This window comes from Allorhizobium borbori, from assembly GCF_014196535.1.
GTDB classification, from domain to species: Bacteria; Pseudomonadota; Alphaproteobacteria; order Rhizobiales; family Rhizobiaceae; genus Ectorhizobium; species Ectorhizobium borbori.
Genome location: NZ_JACIDU010000009.1, coordinates 193040 through 215324 on the forward strand (window position 1 = coordinate 193040; position 22285 = coordinate 215324).

13 protein-coding genes and 1 tRNA gene are annotated in these 22285 nt (G+C 62.9%); 9 read left to right on the top strand and 5 right to left on the bottom strand.

The window, feature by feature from the left end; all coding sequences use genetic code 11:
* Positions 1-5421: an alpha-2-macroglobulin family protein gene (locus GGQ66_RS12885; RefSeq protein WP_183793117.1), complete on the bottom strand. Its 5421-nt coding sequence runs from the start codon at positions 5419-5421 to the stop codon at positions 1-3.
* A gap of 214 nt (positions 5422-5635) precedes the next feature.
* Here GGQ66_RS12885 and GGQ66_RS12890 point away from each other — a divergent pair, with 214 nt between their 5' ends.
* From GGQ66_RS12890 to chrA, 4 genes are all read left to right on the top strand, one after another.
* A complete protein-coding gene (locus GGQ66_RS12890; RefSeq protein WP_183793119.1) occupies positions 5636-6706 on the top strand; it encodes an HlyD family secretion protein in 1071 nt (356 codons plus the stop codon).
* Positions 6703-9441: a ribosome-associated ATPase/putative transporter RbbA gene (gene rbbA, locus GGQ66_RS12895; protein WP_183793121.1), complete on the top strand. Its 2739-nt coding sequence runs from the start codon at positions 6703-6705 to the stop codon at positions 9439-9441. Before GGQ66_RS12890 ends, rbbA begins: the two co-directional genes overlap by 4 nt.
* Positions 9442-9443: 2 nt before the next feature.
* On the top strand, positions 9444-10556 hold the full coding sequence (locus tag GGQ66_RS12900; protein ID WP_183793123.1) for an ABC transporter permease: 1113 nt from the start codon (positions 9444-9446) through the stop codon (positions 10554-10556).
* A gap of 670 nt (positions 10557-11226) precedes the next feature.
* Positions 11227-12450, top strand: a complete 1224-nt coding sequence (gene chrA / locus GGQ66_RS12905) for a chromate efflux transporter (RefSeq protein WP_183793124.1) — start codon at positions 11227-11229, stop codon at positions 12448-12450.
* A 4-nt stretch (positions 12451-12454) separates the two neighbouring features.
* On the opposite strand, the gene GGQ66_RS12910 is transcribed toward chrA, so the two are convergent.
* The 3 genes from GGQ66_RS12910 to GGQ66_RS12920 form a co-directional block, all read right to left on the bottom strand.
* Positions 12455-13777 (bottom strand): GGDEF domain-containing response regulator, encoded by a 1323-nt coding sequence (locus tag GGQ66_RS12910; RefSeq protein ID WP_183793125.1) that lies wholly within the window; start codon positions 13775-13777, stop codon positions 12455-12457.
* Between the two features lie 593 nt (positions 13778-14370).
* Positions 14371-15462, bottom strand: coding sequence for a DUF5666 domain-containing protein (locus GGQ66_RS12915; protein WP_183793126.1), 1092 nt, complete (start codon positions 15460-15462; stop codon positions 14371-14373).
* On the bottom strand, positions 15459-16319 hold the full coding sequence (locus GGQ66_RS12920; RefSeq protein ID WP_183793127.1) for a DUF6502 family protein: 861 nt from the start codon (positions 16317-16319) through the stop codon (positions 15459-15461). Before GGQ66_RS12920 ends, GGQ66_RS12915 begins: the two co-directional genes overlap by 4 nt.
* A gap of 175 nt (positions 16320-16494) precedes the next feature.
* On the opposite strand from GGQ66_RS12920, the gene GGQ66_RS12925 reads away from it, so the two are divergent.
* The 5 genes from GGQ66_RS12925 to GGQ66_RS12945 all read left to right on the top strand — a co-directional run bounded on the left by GGQ66_RS12925 (position 16495) and on the right by GGQ66_RS12945 (position 22014).
* Complete coding sequence (locus GGQ66_RS12925) at positions 16495-17595, top strand: ABC transporter ATP-binding protein (RefSeq protein WP_183793128.1); 1101 nt, start codon at positions 16495-16497, stop codon at positions 17593-17595.
* A 3-nt stretch (positions 17596-17598) separates the two neighbouring features.
* Positions 17599-18675: an MBL fold metallo-hydrolase gene (locus GGQ66_RS12930; RefSeq protein ID WP_183793129.1), complete on the top strand. Its 1077-nt coding sequence runs from the start codon at positions 17599-17601 to the stop codon at positions 18673-18675.
* Positions 18675-19205 carry a histidine phosphatase family protein gene (locus GGQ66_RS12935; protein WP_183793130.1) on the top strand — a complete coding sequence of 177 codons (531 nt, stop codon included), beginning with the start codon at positions 18675-18677 and terminating at the stop codon, positions 19203-19205. Before GGQ66_RS12930 ends, GGQ66_RS12935 begins: the two co-directional genes overlap by 1 nt.
* 136 nt (positions 19206-19341) lie before the next feature.
* Positions 19342-20322, top strand: a complete 981-nt coding sequence (locus GGQ66_RS12940; protein ID WP_183793131.1) for an ABC transporter substrate-binding protein — start codon at positions 19342-19344, stop codon at positions 20320-20322.
* A 6-nt stretch (positions 20323-20328) separates the two neighbouring features.
* Entirely contained in the window at positions 20329-22014 is a 1686-nt protein-coding gene (locus GGQ66_RS12945) for an ABC transporter permease (protein WP_183793132.1), read from the top strand.
* A 176-nt stretch (positions 22015-22190) separates the two neighbouring features.
* On the opposite strand, the gene GGQ66_RS12950 is transcribed toward GGQ66_RS12945, so the two are convergent.
* Positions 22191-22267, bottom strand: a tRNA-Met gene (locus tag GGQ66_RS12950).
* Between the last annotated feature and the right edge of the window lie 18 nt (positions 22268-22285).

Genomic DNA, 22285 nt, shown 5'->3' on the forward strand with positions numbered 1-22285 from the left:
TCAGTCAGCCTTCGAAACGGCAACCATGCCGCTTGCCGTGCGCGCCGCAAATTCCGGCCGGTACATATCTTCCACGCTTGCCGCCGGCAGGGCATAGGTGCCCGGCGTCACCGCCCGCACCACATAGGCCAGCGTGATCTCGTCGCCATCGCCCTCGTTTCGGTTGAAGGCGGCCACGAACCGGTCGCTGCGGAATTCGGTATGCGCCGCCTCCACATCCGCCAGCCAGTCGAAATTGGCAAGATCGGCACTGCCGATGATCTTCGGATTGTCGATTTCGAAACCGGCAGGCAGAAGATCGGTCACGAGCAGGCGTTGCGCCCAGTCATGCTCCGGCGTCACGGTGATCTGCACCACGTAACGTTCATTCTGCACGGCCTGCGAAATATCCGTCTCCTCGCCATCCATGGTGTAATAGGTGCGGGAAATGGCGTAGCCCTGCCCGCCCGCCGGCAGCGCTTCTTCCGGCGAAGCGACCGCCGTGACCGACGCATAAACGGTTTCCTTGCCGCGATTTTCGACGGAGATCGGTTTGGCGGCCAGCACCTCGCCGCTCATGCGCGCCTGATAGCCGCCCTTCTTCGCCTCACCGTTGATGGCAAGCGCCAATGTCTTGTCACCTTCGGAAAGCGCGCGGCCTGCAAGCCACATCCACGCCTGTTCCTGCGTGCTGGAAGCGCTCTTCAATTGCCATTCCTCGGCAACCCGCGTCGAAACCGGCACGACCACGCCGGGTTCCGGGCGGCTTTCGGCAGCAAGCGCCAAAAGGGCCGCATTGTCGCGCAGCGTCGAACCGTAATCCGAGCGCGATTGCGCCGCCGCCGCTTCCCCGGAAAGGGCGAGCGCACTGCGGAACAGGCTGCCCGACCGGCCCTGATCGCCGTAGAGCGACAACGCGGCAGCCAGTTGCCCCCGCGCCATCGGCGTCGAAATGCTTTCAAGCGCCGTATCGGCATAATAGCGCAGATCGGAAATCGCCGCCTTGCGGTTCTTTGCCAGCACGTAAAGCGCATAGGCCATGGCATTGCCGGCATTCTTCACTTCGGTATAGGCCAACTGGTTCTCAAGATTGGAAAGCGCCTGTGCCAACGCTTCTTCCGGCACGGCAAAACCACGCTCCCGCGCCCGGGTCAGGAAATCGCTGACATAGGCGTCGAGCCACAAGTCACCGGAATCCGGACCCCAGAGCCCGAAACTGCCCGAGGAGGACTGGTAGCCCAGCACCCGCTCCACCGCCTGCTGGACCCGGACTTTCAGATCGGGATCGTCCGGTCCCTCAGCCAGCGCGGCGGCCTGATCGAGATAGAGAAGCGGCAGTGCCCGGCTCACCGTCTGCTCGGCGCAACCATAGGGGTAGCGGTCGAGCATCATGGCAAGCGCCGTCATGTCGAAGGCGGGCGCACGGGTAATATTGACGGCAACCGAGGCCCCGTCGACGATGCTGCCCGCCAGAAGACCGCTATCCACCACGAGTTTGCGGCCCGGCTCGATGGCAAGTTCGTTGCGCACCGTCACCGGCAGTGTCGAGGGCCGCACCGGCACCTCCAGCCCCTGCTCCACCTTCAGCCCGTCAGCCCCGGTCAAGGCGAGCCCGATCTTCGCCGTTCCCGGCTGGTGGGCAAGGATCGGCAGCGTGACCGCCTGCCGCTTGCCGGGTTGCAGTGCCACGTCGCGCGTGGCGGCCGCCCGGTCCAGCGTCACCGCCGCATCGGTCGAAACGGTGAGCTTGTAGGTGCCCGCCGGCGCATCCGTCGGCGCGATATCGATGCGCAATTCGCTACGGTCGCCGGGCGAAAGGAACTTCGGCAGACTGGCCTGCAACACGATCGGATCGCGGATCACCACGTCCTTCTCGGCATGGCCCACGCCTGTCTTCGTCCAGGCCACCGCCATCACACGGGCCGTGCCGTTGAACTGCGGCAGGTCGAAGCGGATATTCGCCTTGCCATCGGCGCCAAGCTTCACCGGGCCGGAAAAGAAGGCGACCAGCTTTTCGGTCGGCGGGCTCGCCTGCAGGGCCATGTCGCCACCGTCGCCACCGGTGCGAATGCGGCCCATGGCGCCCAGCGAACCGTCGATAAGGCGGCCATAGAGGTCGCGGATTTCAAGGCCCAGCTTGCGCTGGCCGAAATACCAGCCTTCCGGCTCCGGCATCGTGTAGCGCGTCAGGTTGATAATGCCGACATCGACGGCGGCGACCGTCACATAGGCTTCCTCACCAACACCGGCCCCGGCCACCTGCACGGGAATTTCCAGCGCTCCGCGCGGCAGAACCTTCTCCGGCGGCGAAAGCGTCACGGCAAGCCTGCGGGCGGCCGGATCGATGCCCAGCCATTTCACGCCGATGGCACGCATCGGCATGCGGCTTTCCTGCGCATCGCCCGGACGGAACAGCGTGGCGGCCACATAGGCTCCGCCGCCCCAGTCTGCTGTCACGGGAATAGCGATTTCCCCGCCACCCTCGCCGATTTCGGCATCCGCACTGTAAAGCAGGGATTCCGTGCCCACCGTCACCAGAACGCGGCCGGCATGGCGCGGCGAAATCTTCAGCTTTGCGGTATCGCCCGCCGCATAGCTTGGCTTGTCCAGCGCAATTTCCAGCGCATCCGGCGTTTCGGTGGAGCTTGCCTCCACATACCAGCCGGCATCGAAGGCCGCGCTCGAAAGCGCGCCTTTACCCTCGATTTCCAGCCGGTAACGACCAAAGGCTACCGGCACGGAAAGGGCTGCCCCCTCGGCGCCGATATCCAGCGTGCCATCCGCCACCTTGGAGGTAGACAGCACCGGCTCGAAGCGCCAGCCATTGCCCTCGCGATACCACTGGTAATTTCGCTCGACCTTGATGAGCTTCCACTTCGCGCCCTTGAGCGCGGTGCGGGCCTCGCCATCGACGGCGATGATGTTGAATTTCGCCTGGCTGTTTTCGGCAACGGACCCGGAGAACTCCGTCTTGATGCCGATCATCGGCCCATCCTGCTGAACCGGCAGCGAAAGCGTCCGTTCAATGGCGCGGCCACCGCCCTCGCGCATGCGCAGCGCAATTTCGGCCTGCAGCCATTGCGTGGTGGATGGTAGGTCGGAAAGCGCCACTTCGACGCTGGCCTTGCCGTCCTCGTCCAGCGTCGGCAGGTCCTCCAGCGCGGTGCGGCTTGCCTCTTCCGTTTCCTCGTCGGCCAGACCGAAGACATAACCCTCGAAGCCCGCGCGGCTGCGCACCGGCTTCACCACGATTTCGCCTTCCATGGCAAGGCCGGCAGCAGGTGCGCCATAGAGGAAGCGGCCATCGATATCGAGGGTTGCCGGTGCGTCCGACGCAATCGCCTTGGCCTCGGTCACCATGTAGAATTCGATGCGATCCGGCACGAAGTCTTCAACAAGGAAGGATTTTTCGGCAAGCGCGGGCGCCTTGGGATCGGTGAACACCTTGAACCGCCAGGTGCCGCGCATCGCCGTTGCAGAAACGGCATAATCAACGGCATGGCCGCCCAGCCCGACATCGTTGCTGACGACACGCGATGCCTCCACGCCATCGGGGCGCTCAAAGACGAAGGTCAGCGGCAGACCGGGGACGGCATTGGCGGCGGCATCACGGGCAAGCGCCGCCGCATGAACGGTTTCGCCGGCCCGGTAGATGCCGCGTTCGGTCCACAGCAGCAGGTCGAGTGGCCCCGGCGCGGTGCGGCCCGTCACACCCCGGTCGGAAAGATCGAAGCCTGCCCGCGTCATATCGAGGAACACGTAGTCCTCGCCCATCTTGGCGGTGAGAACGGCGGGCGCCAGCGCTCCGGCCCCGCGCATGAGCCCGGCGGAAAGCACCAGCTTGCCGTCACGGTCGGTCTTGCCGGTTCCGAGCACCTCGTTGCCGCGCGAAAGCAGCGTTAGTTCTGCATTCGCCATAGGCTTGGCGGAAGACAGCGAGCGCACGAAGACGGAAAGGCCATCGGTACCGGCAAAGGTCGAAAGACCGATATCGGAGACGACGAACCATTGCGTCGCCTTGCTGTCCCAGCTTTCCAGCCCGTCGCCCTTCACGGAGGCGGTCAGCACGTAGACGCCCGGTTTGCGCTCAGGCAGCGCCTCATCCACCGGAAAGCCGGTGATCGTTTCCTTGTTGAGCTGCTGATCGAGCGAAAGCGCGCCCTGCCACACCAGTTCGCCGCGGTTTTCCTCGAGATCGTCGAAGCCATAGCCATCCATCTGCGACAGGAACTTCGAATCGGCCATCAGCGGCGCCACGCCCCGGTCGCCAATGCGATAGAGCTTGAGCGATGCCTCCTCGGCATTCACCGAAACCACGGGGATCGACCGCCGCGCAGTGGCCGGCAGCACGAAATTCTCGCCGGTAAAGCGAATGGCCGGCTTACGATCGCGCACATAAAGATCGAGCGATACCGGCTTTTCAAGGTTTTCGCCCACGGTGGAGGGAAGACCGGCACGGAAGGCGAGCTTGTAACGCCCGCCATGCGTCAGCCCTTCGACGCAAATCTGGTTGTCCTTGGCTTCGAGCGCGGAGGGCACGGCCCCATCCAGCGTCACGAAAGAAGAATAATCCGTGCCCGATTTCTGCAACGGTTCGGAAAACTGCACGCAGGCGCGCGGACTTGCCGTGTCGGAATCGATCGTATGTTCCACCATGCGGAACCCCTGCTTCTCATGCAGGGCAGCATAGGCGGCGCGCACGCTCTTCACCTCGGCGAGCTTCAACGATGCCTTGTAGGCTTCGAGCGCCGGACGGAATTCCGAGGTCTTCTCCAGCGCCTGCGCCAGAACGGAAAGGGCGGATGCCCGCTCCTTCGCCGTGCGGGTGCGCTGATAGCCGTTCAGCGCAGCGGAAACCGCATCGGTGGCGGAAATCGAATTGTCGGTCACGCCGAGCGCAACCCGCGCGGCTCCCAGCCAGCCCAGCGCCTTGTCCGGCTCGGCAACGGCAATCGCCTTGTAGAGAGCAAAGGCGCGGGCCGAATCGTTGGCGGCGGTTGCCGCCGCCGCTTCGCTCGAAAGCACGGCCAGCGTCTTGTCGCTGTCTTCCTCCGGCACGTCGAGACCGTTGGCGAAATCGCGGGCGTTCTGCTGCATCCACGAAGAAATGAAGGCAAGGCGCGGCGGCGCACCGGTATCCGGTTCGGACGTCTTTTCGACGACACGCCCCGCCACCGCCCCCGGCGCAGGCTTGATCGTATCGTAATCCGACTTCAGGAAGCACCATTGCGCCTTGATGTTGTAGGTGAAGGCCTTGCAATATTTGCTGTCGGTGCAAAGCTTCTCGCACTGGGCCTGTGACACATTCTTCTCGGCTCGGAGATCGAACCCGAAATAATCGGCATCCGGCGTCGTTTCGATGGTTCTCGCACTCTGCGCGGCGGCCAAACCGGCCATGGAAACAAGGCTGAGAACAAGAATGCTGCGGAGAAACGCGCGCATGGGACCCTCCCGGTCTTTGCTTTTGGCGCATCTTGGCCGAGGCGTCTCCATTGTCAATCACACGCTTTGGGGGAATGCCGGGCGAAGCAATTGCGAGGCATTGATAAAAATCAATCAATCTTCGACGCTCTCCTGATAGGAGTTAACATTAGCCGCCGCCTGTTTTAGGATGAGCGCGCTTTCACGAATGGCACCGTTTTCAAAGGGAATGGGCATGGCTCTGTCGATCAGGAACCTCGCGGCGACGGGCGTCGTCGTCATCGCAGCAGCGGGCGCTTATCTCGCCTGGCAACGCCTTGGCGCCACCGAACTGCCCGCCGGCATCGCCAAGGGCAATGGTCGCATCGAGGCAACGGAAATCGGCATTTCCACCAAGCTTGCCGGACGCCTGAAGGGAATTACCGTTCGCGAGGGCGATTTCGTCACCGCCGGGCAGGTGCTCGCCGTCATGGACAGCGATACGCTGGCAGCACAGAAGCGGCAGGCGGAAGCGGAAAAGCGCCGCGCCGAAATCGGCGTCGACACCGCCGGCAGCGTTCTCAAGCAGAGGCTGGCTGAAAATGAGTCGGCCAAGGCTGTGGTCGCGCAGCGCGAAGTTCAGCTCGAAGTCGCCCAGAAAACCCTCGACCGCGCGGAATCCCTGGCGAAGACCAGCGTCGTGTCGCAACAGGTTCTGGACGATACGCGGTCTGCCTATCAGGGTGCAGTGTCGGCGCTGGCCGTCGCCAAGGCAAGCCTTGCCGCCGCGGAGGCGGGTATCAATGCCGCCCGCGCACAGGTGGTGGATGCCGAAGCCGCCATCGACGCGGCAAAGGCCGCCATCGAACTCATCGAGACGCAGATCGCCGATGGCACGCTGAAATCGCCGCGCGACGGACGCATCCAGTATCGCGTTGCCGAACCCGGTGAGGTGCTGGCCGCCGGTGGCCGCATCGTCAGCCTGGTCGATCTGGAAGACGTGTACATGACCTTCTTCCTGCCGACCTCCGAAGCGGGCCGCCTGCAGATCGGTTCGGATGTGCGCCTCGTGCTGGATGCCGCGCCGCAATACACCATCCCGGCCAAGATATCCTTCGTCGCGGATGTCGCCCAGTTCACCCCGAAGACGGTGGAAACGGAAGAAGAGCGCCAGAAGCTCGTCTTTCGGGTGCGCGCCGCCATTCCGCAGGAGCTGCTGAAAAAATATATCCGTCAGGTCAAGACCGGTCTGCCGGGCGTCGCCTATGTACGCACCGCCCCGGATGCCGTCTGGCCTGCGGAGCTTGAGAAAAACCTCGTCCAATGAGCGTTTCGGAACCCGCCATCGTCCGGCTCGAAGCCGTCAGCCATGCCTATGGCAAGACGGTGGCGCTCGATGCCGTGACGCTCGATATTCCCGCCGGCTGCATGGTCGGCATGATAGGCCCGGATGGCGTCGGCAAGTCGACGCTTCTGTCGCTCGTCTCCGGCGCCCGCGCCATCAAGACCGGCAGTGTTCTGGTGCTCGGCGGCGACATGGCGGATGTGAAGCACCGCAATGCCGTCTGCCCGCGCATCGCCTACATGCCGCAAGGCCTTGGCCGCAATCTCTATGCCACGCTCTCTGTGCGGGAAAACCTTGAATTCTTCGGCCGCCTGTTCGGTCACGACAAGGCCGAACGCGACAGGCGCATCAGCGAACTGACCCGCGGCACCGGGCTCGATCCCTTTCTCGACCGCCCGGCCGGCAAGCTTTCCGGTGGCATGAAGCAGAAGCTCGGTCTTTGCTGCGCTCTCATCCACGATCCCGATCTGCTGATCCTCGATGAACCGACCACCGGCGTCGATCCGCTCTCACGCCGGCAATTCTGGGAACTGATCGAAGGCATCCGCGCTACGCGCCCCACAATGAGCGTCATCGTCGCCACCGCCTATATGGAAGAGGCCGCCCGTTTCGACTGGCTGATGGCGATGAATGCCGGCAAGGTGCTGGCAACCGGCACCCCCGCCGAACTCATGACCCGCACCGGCACCGCCGATCTCGACGCCGCCTTCATCGAGCTCCTGCCGGTGGAAGAGCGCGGTGACCACACCAAGGTCGTCATTCCGCCGCGCCAGACGGATGGTGCGCAGGCGTTCGCGATCGAGGCGGAAGGCCTGACCATGCGTTTCGGCGACTTCACCGCCGTCGATCACGTCAGCTTCCGCATTCCGCGCGGTGAAATCTTCGGCTTTCTCGGCTCGAACGGTTGCGGCAAGACCACGACCATGAAAATGCTGACCGGCCTTCTCGCCGCGACGGAAGGTACGGCCAAACTGTTCGGCAATACCGTGAATGCCGCCGACATGGAGGTGCGCCGCCGCATTGGCTACATGAGCCAGGCCTTCTCGCTCTATGGCGAACTGACCGTGCGCCAGAACCTCGACCTGCATGCCTGCCTTTTCCGCCTGCCGAAGGAGACGATCCCGGCCCGCATCGAGGAGATGGCCGCACGCTTCGATCTCGCCGGTATCATGGACGAATTGCCGGAAGCGCTGCCGCTCGGCGTGCGCCAGCGACTTTCGCTGGCGGTCGCGATGATCCACGCACCGGATATCCTCATCCTCGATGAACCGACGTCCGGCGTCGATCCCGTTGCCCGCGACGATTTCTGGAAGATCCTCGCCGATCTCTCCCGCAAGGACGGCGTGACGATCTTCGTCTCCACCCATTTCATGAACGAGGCGGCGCTCTGCGACCGTATCTCGTTGATGCATGCCGGCAAGGTGCTCATCAGCGACACGCCCGCCGCCATTGTCGAAAAGCGCGGCGCGGCATCGCTGGAAGATGCCTTCATCGCCTATCTTCAGGACGCCATCGGCCCGGAAACAGTCCGTGCGGCGGAACCGGCATCGCTGGAAGCCGCGCCATCCACGGCCCCCAAACGCCGCGGTATTTTCAGCCTGCGCCGCATGTTGAGCTACACGCGCCGTGAAGCGCTGGAGCTGAAACGCGACCCGATCCGTGCAACGCTCGCCATTCTCGGCTCGGTCATCCTGTTGTTCGTGATGGGCTACGGCATCAACCTCGATGTCGAGAACCTGACCTTCGCCGTTCTCGACCGCGACGATTCCACCATCTCGCGCGATTACGTCGCCGATATCTCCGGTTCGCGCTACTTCATCGAGAAGCCACCAATCCTCGATTACGCGGATATGGACCGGCGGATGCAGGAAGGCGACATCAGCCTCGCCATCGAAATTCCACCGGGCTTCGGGCGCGATGTCACCCACGGGAACACGGTCGAGGTCGGCGCCTGGATCGACGGCGCCATGCCGACACGGGCCGAAACCGTGCGCGGTTATGTCGAGGGCATGCATAAAAGCTGGCTCACACGCAAGGCCCGCGAACTCTACGGCGATGAGGCAATCAAAGGCACCTACACCGTCGCGGCCCGCTATCGCTACAATCCCGACATCCGCAGCCTCGTCGCCATGGTGCCGGCAGTCATTCCGCTGCTCCTGATGCTCATCCCCGCGATGCTTTCGGCGCTCAGCGTCGTGCGGGAAAAGGAACTCGGCTCGATCGTCAATCTCTATGTGACACCGGTCACGCGGCTCGAATTCCTGATCGGGAAGCAGATCCCCTATATCCTGCTGGCCATGGTGAACTTCCTGCTGCTCATCGCGTTCGCCATGACGGCCTTTTCGGTGCCCTTTACCGGCAGTTTCATAACGCTCACCGCCGGCGCCTTCCTTTATGTCACCATCGCCACGGCCATGGGGCTCGTCATCTCCACCTTCGTGCAGAGCCAGATTGCCGCGCTGTTCGGCACGGCACTGCTCACCCTCATTCCTGTGGTGCAATATTCCGGGCTGATCGATCCGGTCACCTCGCTCAAGGGCGCGGGTGCCGTCATTGGCAACATCTATCCCGCCACCTATTTCGTGACGATCTCGCGCGGCACCTTCTCCAAGGCCCTCGATTTCACCAATCTCGCCGGATCGTTCATCCCGCTCCTCATCGCGGTGCCGATCCTCATCGCAATGGGAGCCCTCTTCCTCCGCAAGCAGGCGAACTGACCATGCGTCTTTCCAACGTCATAGAGCTGGGCATCAAGGAACTGCGCGGGCTTTCCCGTGATCACATGCTGCTGGCGTTGATCCTCTACGCCTTCACGGTATCGATCTACACCTACGCTTCCGCCATGCCGGAAAGCCTGAACAACGCGGCCATCGCCATTGTCGATGAGGACCAGTCGCCGCTGTCGGGGCGGATCGCCTCGGCGTTCTACGAACCTTATTTCATGACGCCGAAGATGATTTCCGTCACCGAAATGGACAAGCGCATGGATGCCGGGCTCGATGCGTTCGCGCTCGATATTCCCCCGGATTTCCAGCGCGACCTCATGGCCGGGCGCGTGCCGGAACTGCAGCTCAATATCGATGCCACCCGCATGTCGCAGGCCTTTTCCGGCAACGGTTATATCCAGCAGATCGTCGACAGCGAGATCAACGAATATGTGAAGCGCTACCGCGCCGCAACCGAAGTGCCGGTCAATCTGACGCTGCGCGCCCGCTACAATCCGGAACTGAGCAAAAGCTGGTTCGGCTCCATCACCGATACGATCAGCAAGGTCACGATCCTGTCGATCATCCTGACGGGCGCGGCACTGATCCGCGAACGCGAACACGGAACGATCGAGCACCTGCTCGTCATGCCCGTCACGCCGGCGGAAATCATGCTGTCGAAAGTGTGGTCCATGGGCGCGGTGGTGCTGGTGGCCACCGGCTGCGCGCTTTATGGCGTGGTGCAGGGCCTGCTTTCCGTGGATATACAGGGCTCGATACCGCTCTTTCTGGCGGGGGCGGCGCTTCACCTCTTCGCCACCACCTCGCTCGGTATCTTCCTGGCCACGGTTGCCGGCTCCATGCCGCAATTCGGCATGCTGCTCGTCCTCGTGCTTCTGCCGCTCGAGGTTCTGGCCGGCGGCATGACGCCCCGCGAAAGCATGCCGCAGATCATCCAGACCATCATGCTGGCGGCGCCGAATACGCATTTCGTCATTCTTGGTCAGGCCATCCTGTTCCGGGGCGCAGGCCTCGGCATCGTCTGGCCGCAATTTCTCGCGCTGGCCGCCATCGGCTCGGCGCTTTCCCTTTTCGCACTCAGGCGCTTCCGCGATTTCCTGAGATGACCGGGACCGCAACGGTCGGCCCGGCGGCCTGCCAGCACCTTAGAGACCAATCTGGGCGCTGACAGGCCGGACACGACGCAGGGCATTCCGATCGCACATCGCTTCGATCCGGTACGCTGCCCTGCCGGGCAGAACCGGGGCCTGTGAAAACCCCGGCCCGACGCTTTCCGGCATCCTGCCGGCAAGCGATTTCTTCGTTCCCCATCGGCAGGCCGGTACAGGCGCGGCTCAAAAGCGCCCCGGACGAGCCGGCAACGGTGGGAAACATCATCTTCCGGATGAGACCCCGCTCCATCCGTTGCCGAAGCCGCGGAAAGACTGCAGGTTTCGCGAACAGATAGACCGCGATGTGTCATCGCATCTCCGCCGGAAGAAATGAGAACCTGTCTGGATCATCGCTCATGCCAGCCCCGGTCAAGGCCCTGCAGTCACGACGATCTACATTTTCAGGAAGACCGGACCTGCCTGATGCAGCCGGTGAACCCCTGTCAGGGTGTGCTTTGACCCTACGAAATTTATGCTTAACAAAAGATTAAAATCGCATCCTCGATTTTAACCAAACGGAAACCACATCCCAAATTTGCGGGGCCCCGAAACGCAAATGCCAGCCTTCAAACCTTCATGGAAAAGCGTGTAAAGGGAAAGAGCCACAGCGCCCGGAAGAGAACCGATGCAAAATGACACTCCCGCCACAGATCCCGCCCGCGCCAAAGGGAAAGCCGTCGCGGAGGTGTTTCGCGTTTTTCTGAAACTCGGCCTCACCGCCTTTGGCGGGCCGGTGGCACATCTCGGCTATTTCCGCGACGAGTTCGTCAAACGGCGCGGCTGGCTGGATGACGCCGGTTATGCCGATATCGTAGCGCTCTGCCAGTTCCTTCCCGGTCCCGCTTCCAGCCAGACCGGCTTTGTCATCGGTTACCTCAGAGCCGGAATGCCCGGCGCGCTTGCCGCGTGGCTGGCCTTCACCTTGCCCTCGGCGCTGTTTCTCACGCTCTGCGCGCTTGCCGCCGGCTCCTTCGACAATGCCCTCGGCGCTGCCCTCATCCACGCGCTGAAGATCGTCGCTGTCGCCGTCGTCGCCCAGGCTGTCTGGAGCATGGCGAAAACGCTGACACCCGATGCGCCGCGCGTCGGCATCGCGCTTGGCGCGCTCGTCATGGTCATGATGCTCCCCGGCAGCCTCGGGCAGATGATCGCGATTGCCGGTGGCGGCCTGCTCGGTCTCGTGCTCTGCAAGCCCGCCGCATCGGCCTCAGTGCAGGCGCTGCCGGTACGCCTCTCGCGAAGCGCCGGCATCGCCTGCCTTGCGCTCTTCACCCTGTTGCTCGTCGTGCCGCCGCTCCTCATCCAAACCGGTGCGGGTGCATGGGCTTTCGCCTTCGATGCCTTCTACCGGGCCGGCGCGCTGGTCTTTGGTGGCGGCCATGTCGTTCTGCCGCTTCTGGAAACGGCCTTCGTGGGGGCGGGCCGCCTGACGAACGATCTCTTCCTGGCCGGTTACGGTCTGGCCCAGATCGTGCCGGGACCGCTCTTCACCTTCGCTGCCTATCTGGGAGCCGCCTCGCAAACCGGACCGAACGGATGGGCGGGGGCGATGCTCGGCACCGTCGCTATCTTCCTGCCCGGCCTCCTGCTCGTGCTCGGCGCCCTGCCCTTCTGGAGCGCGTTGCGCAATCGGCTTGGCGCGCGTGCCGCCCTGCAAGGGGTGAATGCGGCTGTCGTGGGATTGCTGGCGGCAGCGTTTTACGATCCGGTCTGGACGAGCGCCATCAGGGCGCCGGGCGATTTCGCACTCGCGGCCACCGGCTTCATCCTGCTCGTATGGTGGAAACTTCCGCCGGCGGCGGTCGTCGTCGCCATGGCCTTTGCCGGCACGCTCTACGGGCTGGTCTGATTGCTCAGAACTGGCCGAGCAGCACGCCTTCGCAGAAGACTCGGTTGCGACCGCCATTCTTGGCCATGTAAAGAAACTGGTCTGCGGCGTTCAGGTGGTTGTCGAATGTCTCTTCGGGCTGCACATCGGCCACGCCGATCGAAGCGGTGATGTGGATCATCTTGTCGTTGACTTCGATCACCAGGGCTTCCACGGCCTCACGCACCCCATTGCAGAAGTCGAAGGCGGCACGACCCGCCAGATCGTGCAGGTAAAGCGCGAATTCCTCACCGCCCAGCCGCGCCACCAGATGGCGCGTGCCCTCCACCTTTTCGGCCAGCGTATCGGCAACGGCCTTGAGCACCACGTCACCGGCCTCGTGGCCATAGGTATCGTTGACCTTCTTGAAATGATCGACGTCGAGAATGGCGACCGCGCTCGCACGGTTGGCGCGCTCGTTTTCCCGCGCCATGCGAATACCCGTTTCGAAGAACAGCCTGCGGTTCGAAAGTCCGGTCAACGGATCGCGCTCGGCATAATATTTCAGCCGGCGAAGCTGCTTCAGCGTCTCGATATTGTTGTCGATGCGACACTGGAGTTCCTCCGCCACGAAGGGGCGGTAGATGAAATCGGACGCACCGGCCTTGAGGAACAGCGCGCTCAACCGCCGGTCCGACGAGGAGGAGACACCGACGATCCGCAACTCTTCCGAGGTTTTCTCCGTGCGAATGCGCTGGATGAGCTGATATCCATCCATATCTGGCATGTGGTAATCGGTGATAATCAGGTCGATGTTCGGCTGAACGGCCATGATCTTCAGCGCTTCCGAGCCGGAGCGGGCCTCGAACACCTTGAACTGGCGCCGGGTCAGAAGATCGACAAGGCCGGAACGCGCCGAGCGCGCGTCATCGACGACCAGAACGGTGAAGGCGCTGTTTTCAACGATGCACTTCACCGAATGAACGGCGCGCGCAACGGAATCGGCGCTGTCCTTGAGGATATAATCCAGCAGACGCTGTTCGGCGAAATGGGTCTCGGCCTCCTCGTCATGCCGGGCCGTGAACACGACGGCCGGAATACCGCTCCTCTCCAGCCGGTCGAGGATCGAACGACCCGCCGCATCCGGCAGGCTGAGGCCCGTGACGGCAAAGGAAATGTCGCCGCCATCGATATGCGGCTCGGCTTCCGCAAAGGAAGCGCAATGAACCACAGTCGCGCTCGTCTCTTCCTCGATCCCGGCTTTCAGGACGGCGGCAACCGCAACCGAATCCTCGATCACCAGAATTTTCGTGGTGTCGTGCGCGACACGGTAGGGCGCATTGCGTTGCACCGCTCTTGCCACTGACATAGACCTACCTGCCCCTTGATTGCCCAGGAAAGCTGCCGCACCCTGCCCCGACCACGCGCGTCGACAGGACTTCAGGCTGCAAACACCCATATATTGCAGGTGAATAATTAAGCGGATCTGAAATTTTAGTCACACGACCGTAAGCCGCGACCAAATAGCGCAAAAATCGTTGATTTTCCGCAGATGATCTGTCTTTTTGGCTGCAAATCGCTTCAGAAATGCACCGCCAAACATCCCCGTCGGACACGGCACGGGCAGAGATACGTCTTCTCCGCGAAAACCCCGATCATCGACGCACATTTCCGCCACGTCCACGGGTCAGTCGATTAGGCCTGACAGCGAAATGCTGCGCTTGACGTGTGGGAAAATTTCCCATTTATTCATGCATGCGCAGTTCAAAACAGGTGATTCCCGATGGCCGGCGATTCGATCGCAGACCATGACCGCCCCCAAAGAACACCCGGATTGTATCGCGTATCGTGACGGCCTCGCGATCCCGGCCCGGTGCTCGAACCGGAAGGGCAAGCGAATATTCGACTGGCCATCGGCATGGCGAGTTCCGGGCTGCCCAGCCGGACCTCGCCATTTTTATTTCAGCGACGCCCCGGCGGCGGCCCCCTTCCACCCGGAGGACCTGGCGGCGCTCTTCCACCGGGTGGCCCGGGGGGATGCCTACCCTCGAAAAACCCTCCCTCAAAGGGGTGCCTGCCGGGTGGAGGACCGCCGGGAGGCGGATGGCCTCCCGGATAGGGCCCGCCATTGGGTCCCGGTCCTGGTCCTAGCCCCGGCCCCGGCCCGGGCATGCCCTGCATTGGCCCGGCGCGACCGTCAGGTCCGATGGACAAATTGAAGTAGCCGGGCTCCATGGGTTGCCCGCGCGACGGCCCCGATCGCAAGCCGCCTTCCCCTGACGAGCGCACGGTCTCGACAATCACACGGCCCGAACCGAGGCCGGGCACCAGGATTTCCTCGGTAATGCGCCGAAGCACCAGTCCCCGCGCCGCCCTGGCGATCTCCGCCTCGACACGGTGTCCGGCAAGGGCGCCGGCAGGGCGATCTATGGTCAAACCACCGATCCGCAATCGGCCGCCGGCCCTTTCTACAACACCCCGCACGATCCATCGCGCGGAACGCGGGCGCGTTTCGACCCGGCTGGCCACGATCTGCCCGTCCGGCGCGCGAATACCGAAAACGGCAACCGTCATGCCCGGCTTGAGTTTCGGCCTGTAAGCAGCCGTACGGAGATCGATCCGCTGGGAAAGCACGGTCATCGTTTCGGCGCCGACCTGCTCGATCGGCCCGATCACCTCGCTGGTAATATCGATCCGTTGCGTTTGCGGCCGGCTTGCCGTTCCTGAAAGGGCCGCGCGCACCACATGGCCGATCCGCATCGCCTCAACGCCAGCGCGCCGTCCGTCAATGAAAACCACGACGTCAGGCGGATAATGAATACGCAGGTCGTTGACATAGATGCTGCCGAATTTACGGATGCGGCCGAACACGCCGGTCCCGCCGATCCCCTGATCCTCACCGCCCCTGCGGCGAATGGGCATGCCGGTCCCACCAATGCCGTGATCGACGGGAAGCGGCTTCGGCGCGTCAGCCAGAACGCGTGAAGCCCCCATGGGCAACAGAAAGGCCGCTGCCTGCAGGAACAGCCGTCTGGAAAGCCGCACACCGCTCATTCGGCTTTGCCCTTCTCTGCCGGAACGGAATGGTTCTCCGGCTCATGATCGGCGCGAAACACATAAACACCGGTGGTCCAGCGGGCATCGCCGCCTTCATCCGCCTCGATAGCGTCGTTGGCCACACGGTTCAGGCGAAGCAGCATCTGCATCGCCTCTTCCCGGCTCAACGCCTCAAGCCGGGCGGCCAGCGCCGGTGAGATGCGGTTATAGTGGACCGCCCGCTCCAGAAAGGGCGGTGCATCAGCAACCATGTTCGCCACCGCTGCCGCCGCATGGTCATGCAGGTTTCGGGTAAAATAGTGCCTCAGTGCATCATCGCCAGCCTCGGGCACGATGGCGGCCGCGCTCAGATGCACGCGGTCATCCGCATCGACAACCGCAATGCCCCGGTCCAGCCACTCATCAAGCACGGCGCGGGCGCGCAGGTCGCGTGTCACATCGCCCACCAGCGTCTCGAAGGAGATCTCGTCGTCGGTCCCTGTACGCGGCAAGGGCCTGGGCAGGCCATGCTCGTCGCAATAACGGGGATCGGCCAGCCAGCGCGCCACGATGCGACTTGTCCGCGAGACCGGCGGTGGTAGCACAGGCATGGGCATTTCACCTGTTCTTAGCCGGCTCACATCCTTGCGGTGAATGCCGGTAATCAGCGAAATACGGCTGTCGGTCTGTGATTTTCCCTCGATGGCGAATTCCTTCTCCGCCACGTCGATGAACAGCCGGCGGATTACCGCCGAAAAGGCCGGAAATGTCAGCCCGCAGGAAAGCGCCAGCCTGACGAGCGGCCGCAGGACCCGCGTCAACGTGCGTTGCAGGGCGTCCTCTGAGAAGGGAGCGGTCGGGCGTTGCCGTGTCATGCGCTTATCGGGACCACCGGAATTCATTCCATTCGGCTATCTAACCAGAATTTCGCCTTGTGGGAAGTTTTTACACATCGCACTCGTCGCAAATCCCCAGCAACATGGGAAAGCTTCATGCAAATGTCATGAAAATACGACATTCAACCGGCACGAAACGATTGGACGGTAAGCCGTGCCCCGCTTGATAATCCGAAATCTCCTGAAACGCTTCGATGGCCCGCCTGCGGTCGATGACGTCTCCATCTCCATTCCCGATGGCGCCTTTCTGGCGCTGCTCGGACCCTCCGGGTGCGGCAAGACCACGCTTCTGCGCATGATCGCCGGTCTCGAACAACCGGACTCGGGTCAGATCCTGTTCGATGACGAAACCGTCGCCGGTCCGGATGCCTTCGTACCGCCGGAAAAACGCCGCCTCGGCATGGTGTTCCAGTCCTATGCGCTGTGGCCGAACATGACGGTCAAGGGCAATATCGAATTCGGCCTGAAGATCGCCGGCCTGACAACGCAACAGCGCTTGGCACGCATTGCCGAAGTGCTGGATGTGGTCGGCCTCAAGGGATTGGAGGCCCGCCGCCCGCACGAGCTTTCAGGCGGTCAGCGTCAGCGCGTGGCGCTCGCCCGCTCGCTTGCCATGCGGCCACGCCTCATCCTTCTCGATGAACCGCTCGCCAATCTCGATGCCCATTTGCGCGAAGCCATGCTGACGGAGTTCCGTCGCATCCATTCCCTGACTGGCGCGACCTTCGTCTTCGTCACCCACGATCAGGACGAGGCGATGGCCGTCGCCACCCATGTCGCCGTAATGAATCGCGGACGGCTGGAACAGATCGGTGCGCCGGAAGACCTCTATACCCGCCCGGCCACGGAAATGGTTGCCCGCTTCATCGGCCGCGGGCGCACGCTGCCGGTCGATGTGCTGGCCTCCGACGCCGGCAACCTCACCATCAGACTGGGCGAAACGCTACTGCACATGCCGGGCGATGCGCCCGTCGGGGCTGGCTGGCTCTGCTTTCACGCCTCGGATATCGCGACCGTTTCCCACGGTGGCCATCTCAAGGCCGAACTCGTCAACCAGATCTTCCAGAACGGCGCATGGATGAGCCAGTTCACGCCGCTCGGTATCGATGCTGACACCATCAGCCTTCCGCTCAGGGAGCGGCTTTCGCGGGGCAACCCGGTCGAGATCGTCTTTTCCGGCGGCTGGGTCATCGCCCGCGCCGCCGCCAATGCCGCCCCGGCCCGCCACAAACAGCCCGTGCCGGAGCCGGCCTGAGCCATGCAAAGGGTAACTGCCATTTCCGGCGTGGGCGTCAAGGGCCCCGCCTGCTTCCTCTATGAAGCCGCGGGCCTGCGCTTGCTGCTCGATCTCGGACGTGGCCCAGACGGCGACAACCTGCCGGTCATCGACGGCCTCGGCAGGATCGATGCGATTCTGTTCAGCCACGGCCATGTCGATCACACCGGCGGCCTGGTATTATGGGAGGCGCTTGGAAGGCCCCCGCTTTACGCAACGCGCCCCACCATCGCACTCAGCAACCACGCCGAACTCAAGACCGCGACGCCGCTGGAAGAGTGCGAAAGAATCTACGGCATTACACTTGAAACCGGCCCCTGCGGCCACGCGCCGGGTGCTGTCTGGATGCGACTGGGCGGTAAAGACGGCCTCGTCTATTCCGGCGATGTCTCGCTGGAAAGCACCCTGTTCCGCTCTTCGCTGCCGCCTCGCGCCAAAGCCCTGATCTTCGACGCCTCCTACGGCGTGGCCAACATACCGCTTTCCGAGCAGATCGCGAAAATCGACAGAATCCTTGACGCTGAGCCCATCCTCTTCCCCTGCCCGGCCGGCGGACGAGGGCTGGAAATGGCCCGCCATTTTCTCGAAAAGGGCCTGCCCGTCAGCCTCTGCCCTTCGCACCGGCAAGTGGCGGAAACCCTGTTATCCCATGAAAGCTGGCTGACGGCAGGTGGCTGCGCCATACTGGACGACCTTCTGTCGAAGGGCGGGCATCTGGAGACGGATTCCCCGCTGGAAGGCGTCATGATCGCCGCCGGCCCGAATGCCGAACGCGGCGCCGCCAAAGCCATCGCCGAACGCCTGATCGCTACGAAGTCGGGCCAGATCGTCTTCACCGGCCATATCGCCGGCGGCCAGCCTTCCGAAGCGATGGTCCGTAACGGCACGGCCCGTTTCCTGCGCTGGAACGTCCATCCCCGCCTCGGTGAACAGCGCCGCCTGCTGGAAGCCGTTGCGCCGCAGCAGGCGCTCGCCGCCTTTTGCCATCCCCAGGCGCTTGCCGAACTCCGCGCAGAAACCGGCTGGCCTATCGCCCCTGGCACCGTTATGGAGTGGTAATGCGCCTTCTCGAAAACGACTTCTACTTCATGCGCCACGGTATGACGGCCAGCAATGACAGCGACCGCATTGCCGGTTTCACCGACGAACCGCTGACTGCGGCGGGAAAGGTGCTCGCGGCCCGGCAAGCCGAAAAACTGAGAGGACTTTCGCTCGGGTCGTTCTGGGTTTCGACGCTCACCCGCGCCCGCCAGACCGCCGCTGCGGTTCTCACCACCTGCGATGCGCCCCTTTTTCTCCTCGATGAACTCAGGGAACGCAATTGGGGCGAAATGGAGGGCCGTCCGCGTAGCGAACTCAAGCGCGAAGCAAAGCCCCATGGCGGTGAGGGATCGGACGAGTTTCGCGACCGCACGCGCGCTGGCCTTGGCCGGATCACCGGTCCCGCGCCAGTCCTCATCGTCGCCCATTCCGGCACAGCGCGGGAAATCTTCGCCTTTCTGGATCTTCCCTTCGCGCGACCGGATAATTGCGACATCCTGCATTTCCACCGTGACGAAAACTGTCACTGGATTGTCAAGAAATTGTAGCGCCTGCGTCACGCAGCACCGTTATCCGACCTCGGTGAAAGCCCGTCCCCCCGATGGCGCATTCATTCCCATATCCCGCACGGCCGGTTGATTGCGCGCATGCGCCCATTCCCGGCTTGCTTTAAACGAGGTCGAGATGTCGATTTTCCGCACCCTTTTCGCCGCAGCCTTCCTTGCGGGCTCCGCCCTTTCCGCCAGCGCCGGCGAAACGATCACCGTCTATACGTCGCAGCCGCAGGATCAGATGACGGCCGTCATCAACGCCTTCAATGCCGAATACCCGGATATCAAGGTAGAGTTGTTCCGCTCCGGCACCACGGAAGTCATGGCCAAGCTTCAGGCCGAATATGCCGCCGGCAAGAGTCCGGCCGATGTCATCCTGATCGCCGATACCGTCGCCATGACGCAGCTCAAGAATGAAGGTCGCCTCTACACCTATGCCGACGCCCCGGTGGACGGCATCGATCCCGCCTTCATCGACAAGGACAAGACCTATTTCGGCACCAAGGTCATCACCACGGGCATCGTCTACAACACCAATCTGGTAAAGACGGCGCCCTCGAGCTGGAACGATCTTCTAACCGCCGACGCCGCCAAGAGCCTGATCATGCCGAGCCCGCTTTATTCGGGTGCCGCCGTCATCCATGTCGGCACGGTCGTCCAGCAACCGGAATTCGGCTGGGATTACTTCGAGAAGCTGGCCAAGGGTGGCGCTGTCGCCGGTCAGGGCAACGGCACTGTCATCGAAGCCGTGGCGCGCGGTGAAAAAGCTTACGGCATCATCATCGAATACATGGCGCTCAACGCCCGGAAGAAGGGCTCGCCAGTTGATTTCGTCTTCCCCAGGGAAGGCGTCAGTGCCATCACCCAGCCGATCGCCGTCCTCAAGGATACGGACTCGCTCGAAGCCTCCAAGACCTTTGTGAAGTGGCAGCTCTCGAAGACAGCGCAGGAACAGGCCGCAAGCCAGGGTTACTTCCCGATCCTGCCGGGCGTCGCCCAACCGGCCGGCTATCCGGATCTCATGACGCTGAAGATCCTGCCTGCCGACAGTGCTCGGATGCTGGCCGACGACAAGAAGGCGAAGGAAAAGTTTGCCGACATTTTCGGCGGCTGATCCTCTATGGCCATCCGAACCGCATCGGGGGGCGAGCGTCTGCTCGTCTCCCTTCTTCTGGCCTACATTGCCTTCACCACCCTCTGGCCGCTGGCTGAGCTTTTCGCCACCGGCTTCCAGCCGGGTGACGATGGCGCTTTTCTCGGCCTTTTCACGGAAACGCTGGCCAGTCGCGCCACGGCGCGTGCGCTCGGCGGATCGCTCTACACATCAGGCCTTTCGGTCGCGATCTCCGTCATCCTCGGCGCATCGCTCGCTTTCGCCATCAGCCTGCTGAAGCTGCGCACGCAAGGGGCGCTCACCTTCCTGATCCTGATGCCGCTCATCGTGCCGTCACAAACCATGGCGCTGGCCTGGATCGAGCTTTTCGGTGCCAACTCACCCATCCTCAACCTCATCGGCATGGCACCCGCCCCCGGCACCACCAACCCGCTTTACTCCGCCGGCGGCATCGCGCTGGTCATGGGCGCCGAACATATGCCGCTGGTGTTCATGGCCACACGCGTCGCGCTACGCTCCCTGCCGGCGGATCTCGTGGAAGCCGCCCGCATTCTCGGCATTCCCGGCCGCCGCATCGCCACGGGCATCATCTTGCCGGTGGTCATGCCCTCTGTGCTCGCGGGTTCCTTGGTCGCCTTTTCTGCCGCCATCGGCAATTTCGGTGTCCCGGCCCTGCTCGGTATCCCGGGTCGCGTATCCGTCCTGACGACACTGATCTACCAGAGGCTGAACGGCTTCGGCCAGAGTGCTGCCGGACAGGTCGCGGTACTGGCGTTGCTGTTGACCTTCATCGCCGTGCTGTCGCTGATGCTGCGCGGCTTCGTCATGCGAAAGATCGCCGTCCCCATGCCATCGGGCAAGCCGTTCGAACCGACTCGCCGTTCGGCACCAGTGGAAATCATCCTTTGGATCATCGTTCTTGTCATCGCCGTGGCACCGCTCGCAGCGCTCACGATGACCGCCCTCCTGCCTGCCATCGGCGTTTCCTTCGGGCTGGAGACGGTCAGCCTTACCCAGTTCACAACCGCACTCGGCAACGCCACGATCCTGCGCGCTTTCTTCAATTCGATCGGCCTGTCGCTGTTCACCGCGATCATCGGCGTCCTCGTCGCCATTCCCTTCGCCTATCTATCGGTGCGTCGCCCCGGCCCACTCGTAAAGGCGATGGATATTCTGGTGGAAGCGCCATGGATCATCCCCGGTACGGTCGTCGCACTCGGCATGATCCTCGCATTCCTGCAGCCGCTCCCCATCGTCGGCGTTTCACTTTACGGCACAATGGCGATCCTTACGGTTGCGTATCTCGCCCGTTTCCTGCCATTGGTGCTGCGCCCTGTCACCGCCGCCGCGTCGACCATCGATCCGGCGCTGGACGAGGCTGGACGCATCGCAGGCGCAGGCCTCACTCACCGGTTGACACAGATCTTCCTGCCGAACCTGCTTCCCGCGGCGATTGGCGGCGCGATTGTCGTGATGATGACCGCGCAGAACGAACTGACACTCTCGGCCCTTCTCTGGTCATCCGGTCACGAGACAATCGGCGTGATGATCTTCGCACTTCAATACGAAGGCAACTCGACCCAGGCTGCCGCTGTAGCGGTAACATCGACAGCTGTCGTATTTGCCCTGGCGGGAAGCGGAACACTCCTCAGCCGCCGCCTGCCGCCCGGCAGCCTGCCTTGGCGCACATAAATCGACATCCGCCGGGCCTGATAGGTCAACACCTAAACGCCCCCCAAAACGCAACAAACCCCGTCGCAGTGCTGCGCGGGGCTTTTGTGTATTACAAATACATGCTTGGTATTATTGTGTGTTAAACGCAAAAAAGCCCTTCGGTAGGAAGGGCTTGGTACAAATGCAGGGATCGTTGGTTGCGGGGGCAGGATTTGAACCTGCGGCCTTCAGGTTATGAGCCTGACGAGCTACCGGGCTGCTCCACCCCGCGTTATATATTGGAAGCATG

Excerpts from the sequence above, each read along its gene's own strand:
- GGQ66_RS12885 (WP_183793117.1), bottom strand. The coding sequence starts at position 5,421 with ATGCGCGCGTTTCTCCGCAGCATTCTTGTTCTCAGCCTTGTTTCCATG.
- GGQ66_RS12890 (WP_183793119.1), top strand. The coding sequence starts at position 5,636 with ATGGCTCTGTCGATCAGGAACCTCGCGGCGACGGGCGTCGTCGTCATC.
- rbbA (WP_183793121.1), top strand. The coding sequence starts at position 6,703 with ATGAGCGTTTCGGAACCCGCCATCGTCCGGCTCGAAGCCGTCAGCCAT.
- GGQ66_RS12900 (WP_183793123.1), top strand. The coding sequence starts at position 9,444 with ATGCGTCTTTCCAACGTCATAGAGCTGGGCATCAAGGAACTGCGCGGG.
- chrA (WP_183793124.1), top strand. The coding sequence starts at position 11,227 with ATGCAAAATGACACTCCCGCCACAGATCCCGCCCGCGCCAAAGGGAAA.
- GGQ66_RS12910 (WP_183793125.1), bottom strand. The coding sequence starts at position 13,777 with ATGTCAGTGGCAAGAGCGGTGCAACGCAATGCGCCCTACCGTGTCGCG.
- GGQ66_RS12915 (WP_183793126.1), bottom strand. The coding sequence starts at position 15,462 with ATGAGCGGTGTGCGGCTTTCCAGACGGCTGTTCCTGCAGGCAGCGGCC.
- GGQ66_RS12920 (WP_183793127.1), bottom strand. The coding sequence starts at position 16,319 with ATGACACGGCAACGCCCGACCGCTCCCTTCTCAGAGGACGCCCTGCAA.
- GGQ66_RS12930 (WP_183793129.1), top strand. The coding sequence starts at position 17,599 with ATGCAAAGGGTAACTGCCATTTCCGGCGTGGGCGTCAAGGGCCCCGCC.
- GGQ66_RS12935 (WP_183793130.1), top strand. The coding sequence starts at position 18,675 with ATGCGCCTTCTCGAAAACGACTTCTACTTCATGCGCCACGGTATGACG.
- GGQ66_RS12940 (WP_183793131.1), top strand. The coding sequence starts at position 19,342 with ATGTCGATTTTCCGCACCCTTTTCGCCGCAGCCTTCCTTGCGGGCTCC.
- GGQ66_RS12945 (WP_183793132.1), top strand. The coding sequence starts at position 20,329 with ATGGCCATCCGAACCGCATCGGGGGGCGAGCGTCTGCTCGTCTCCCTT.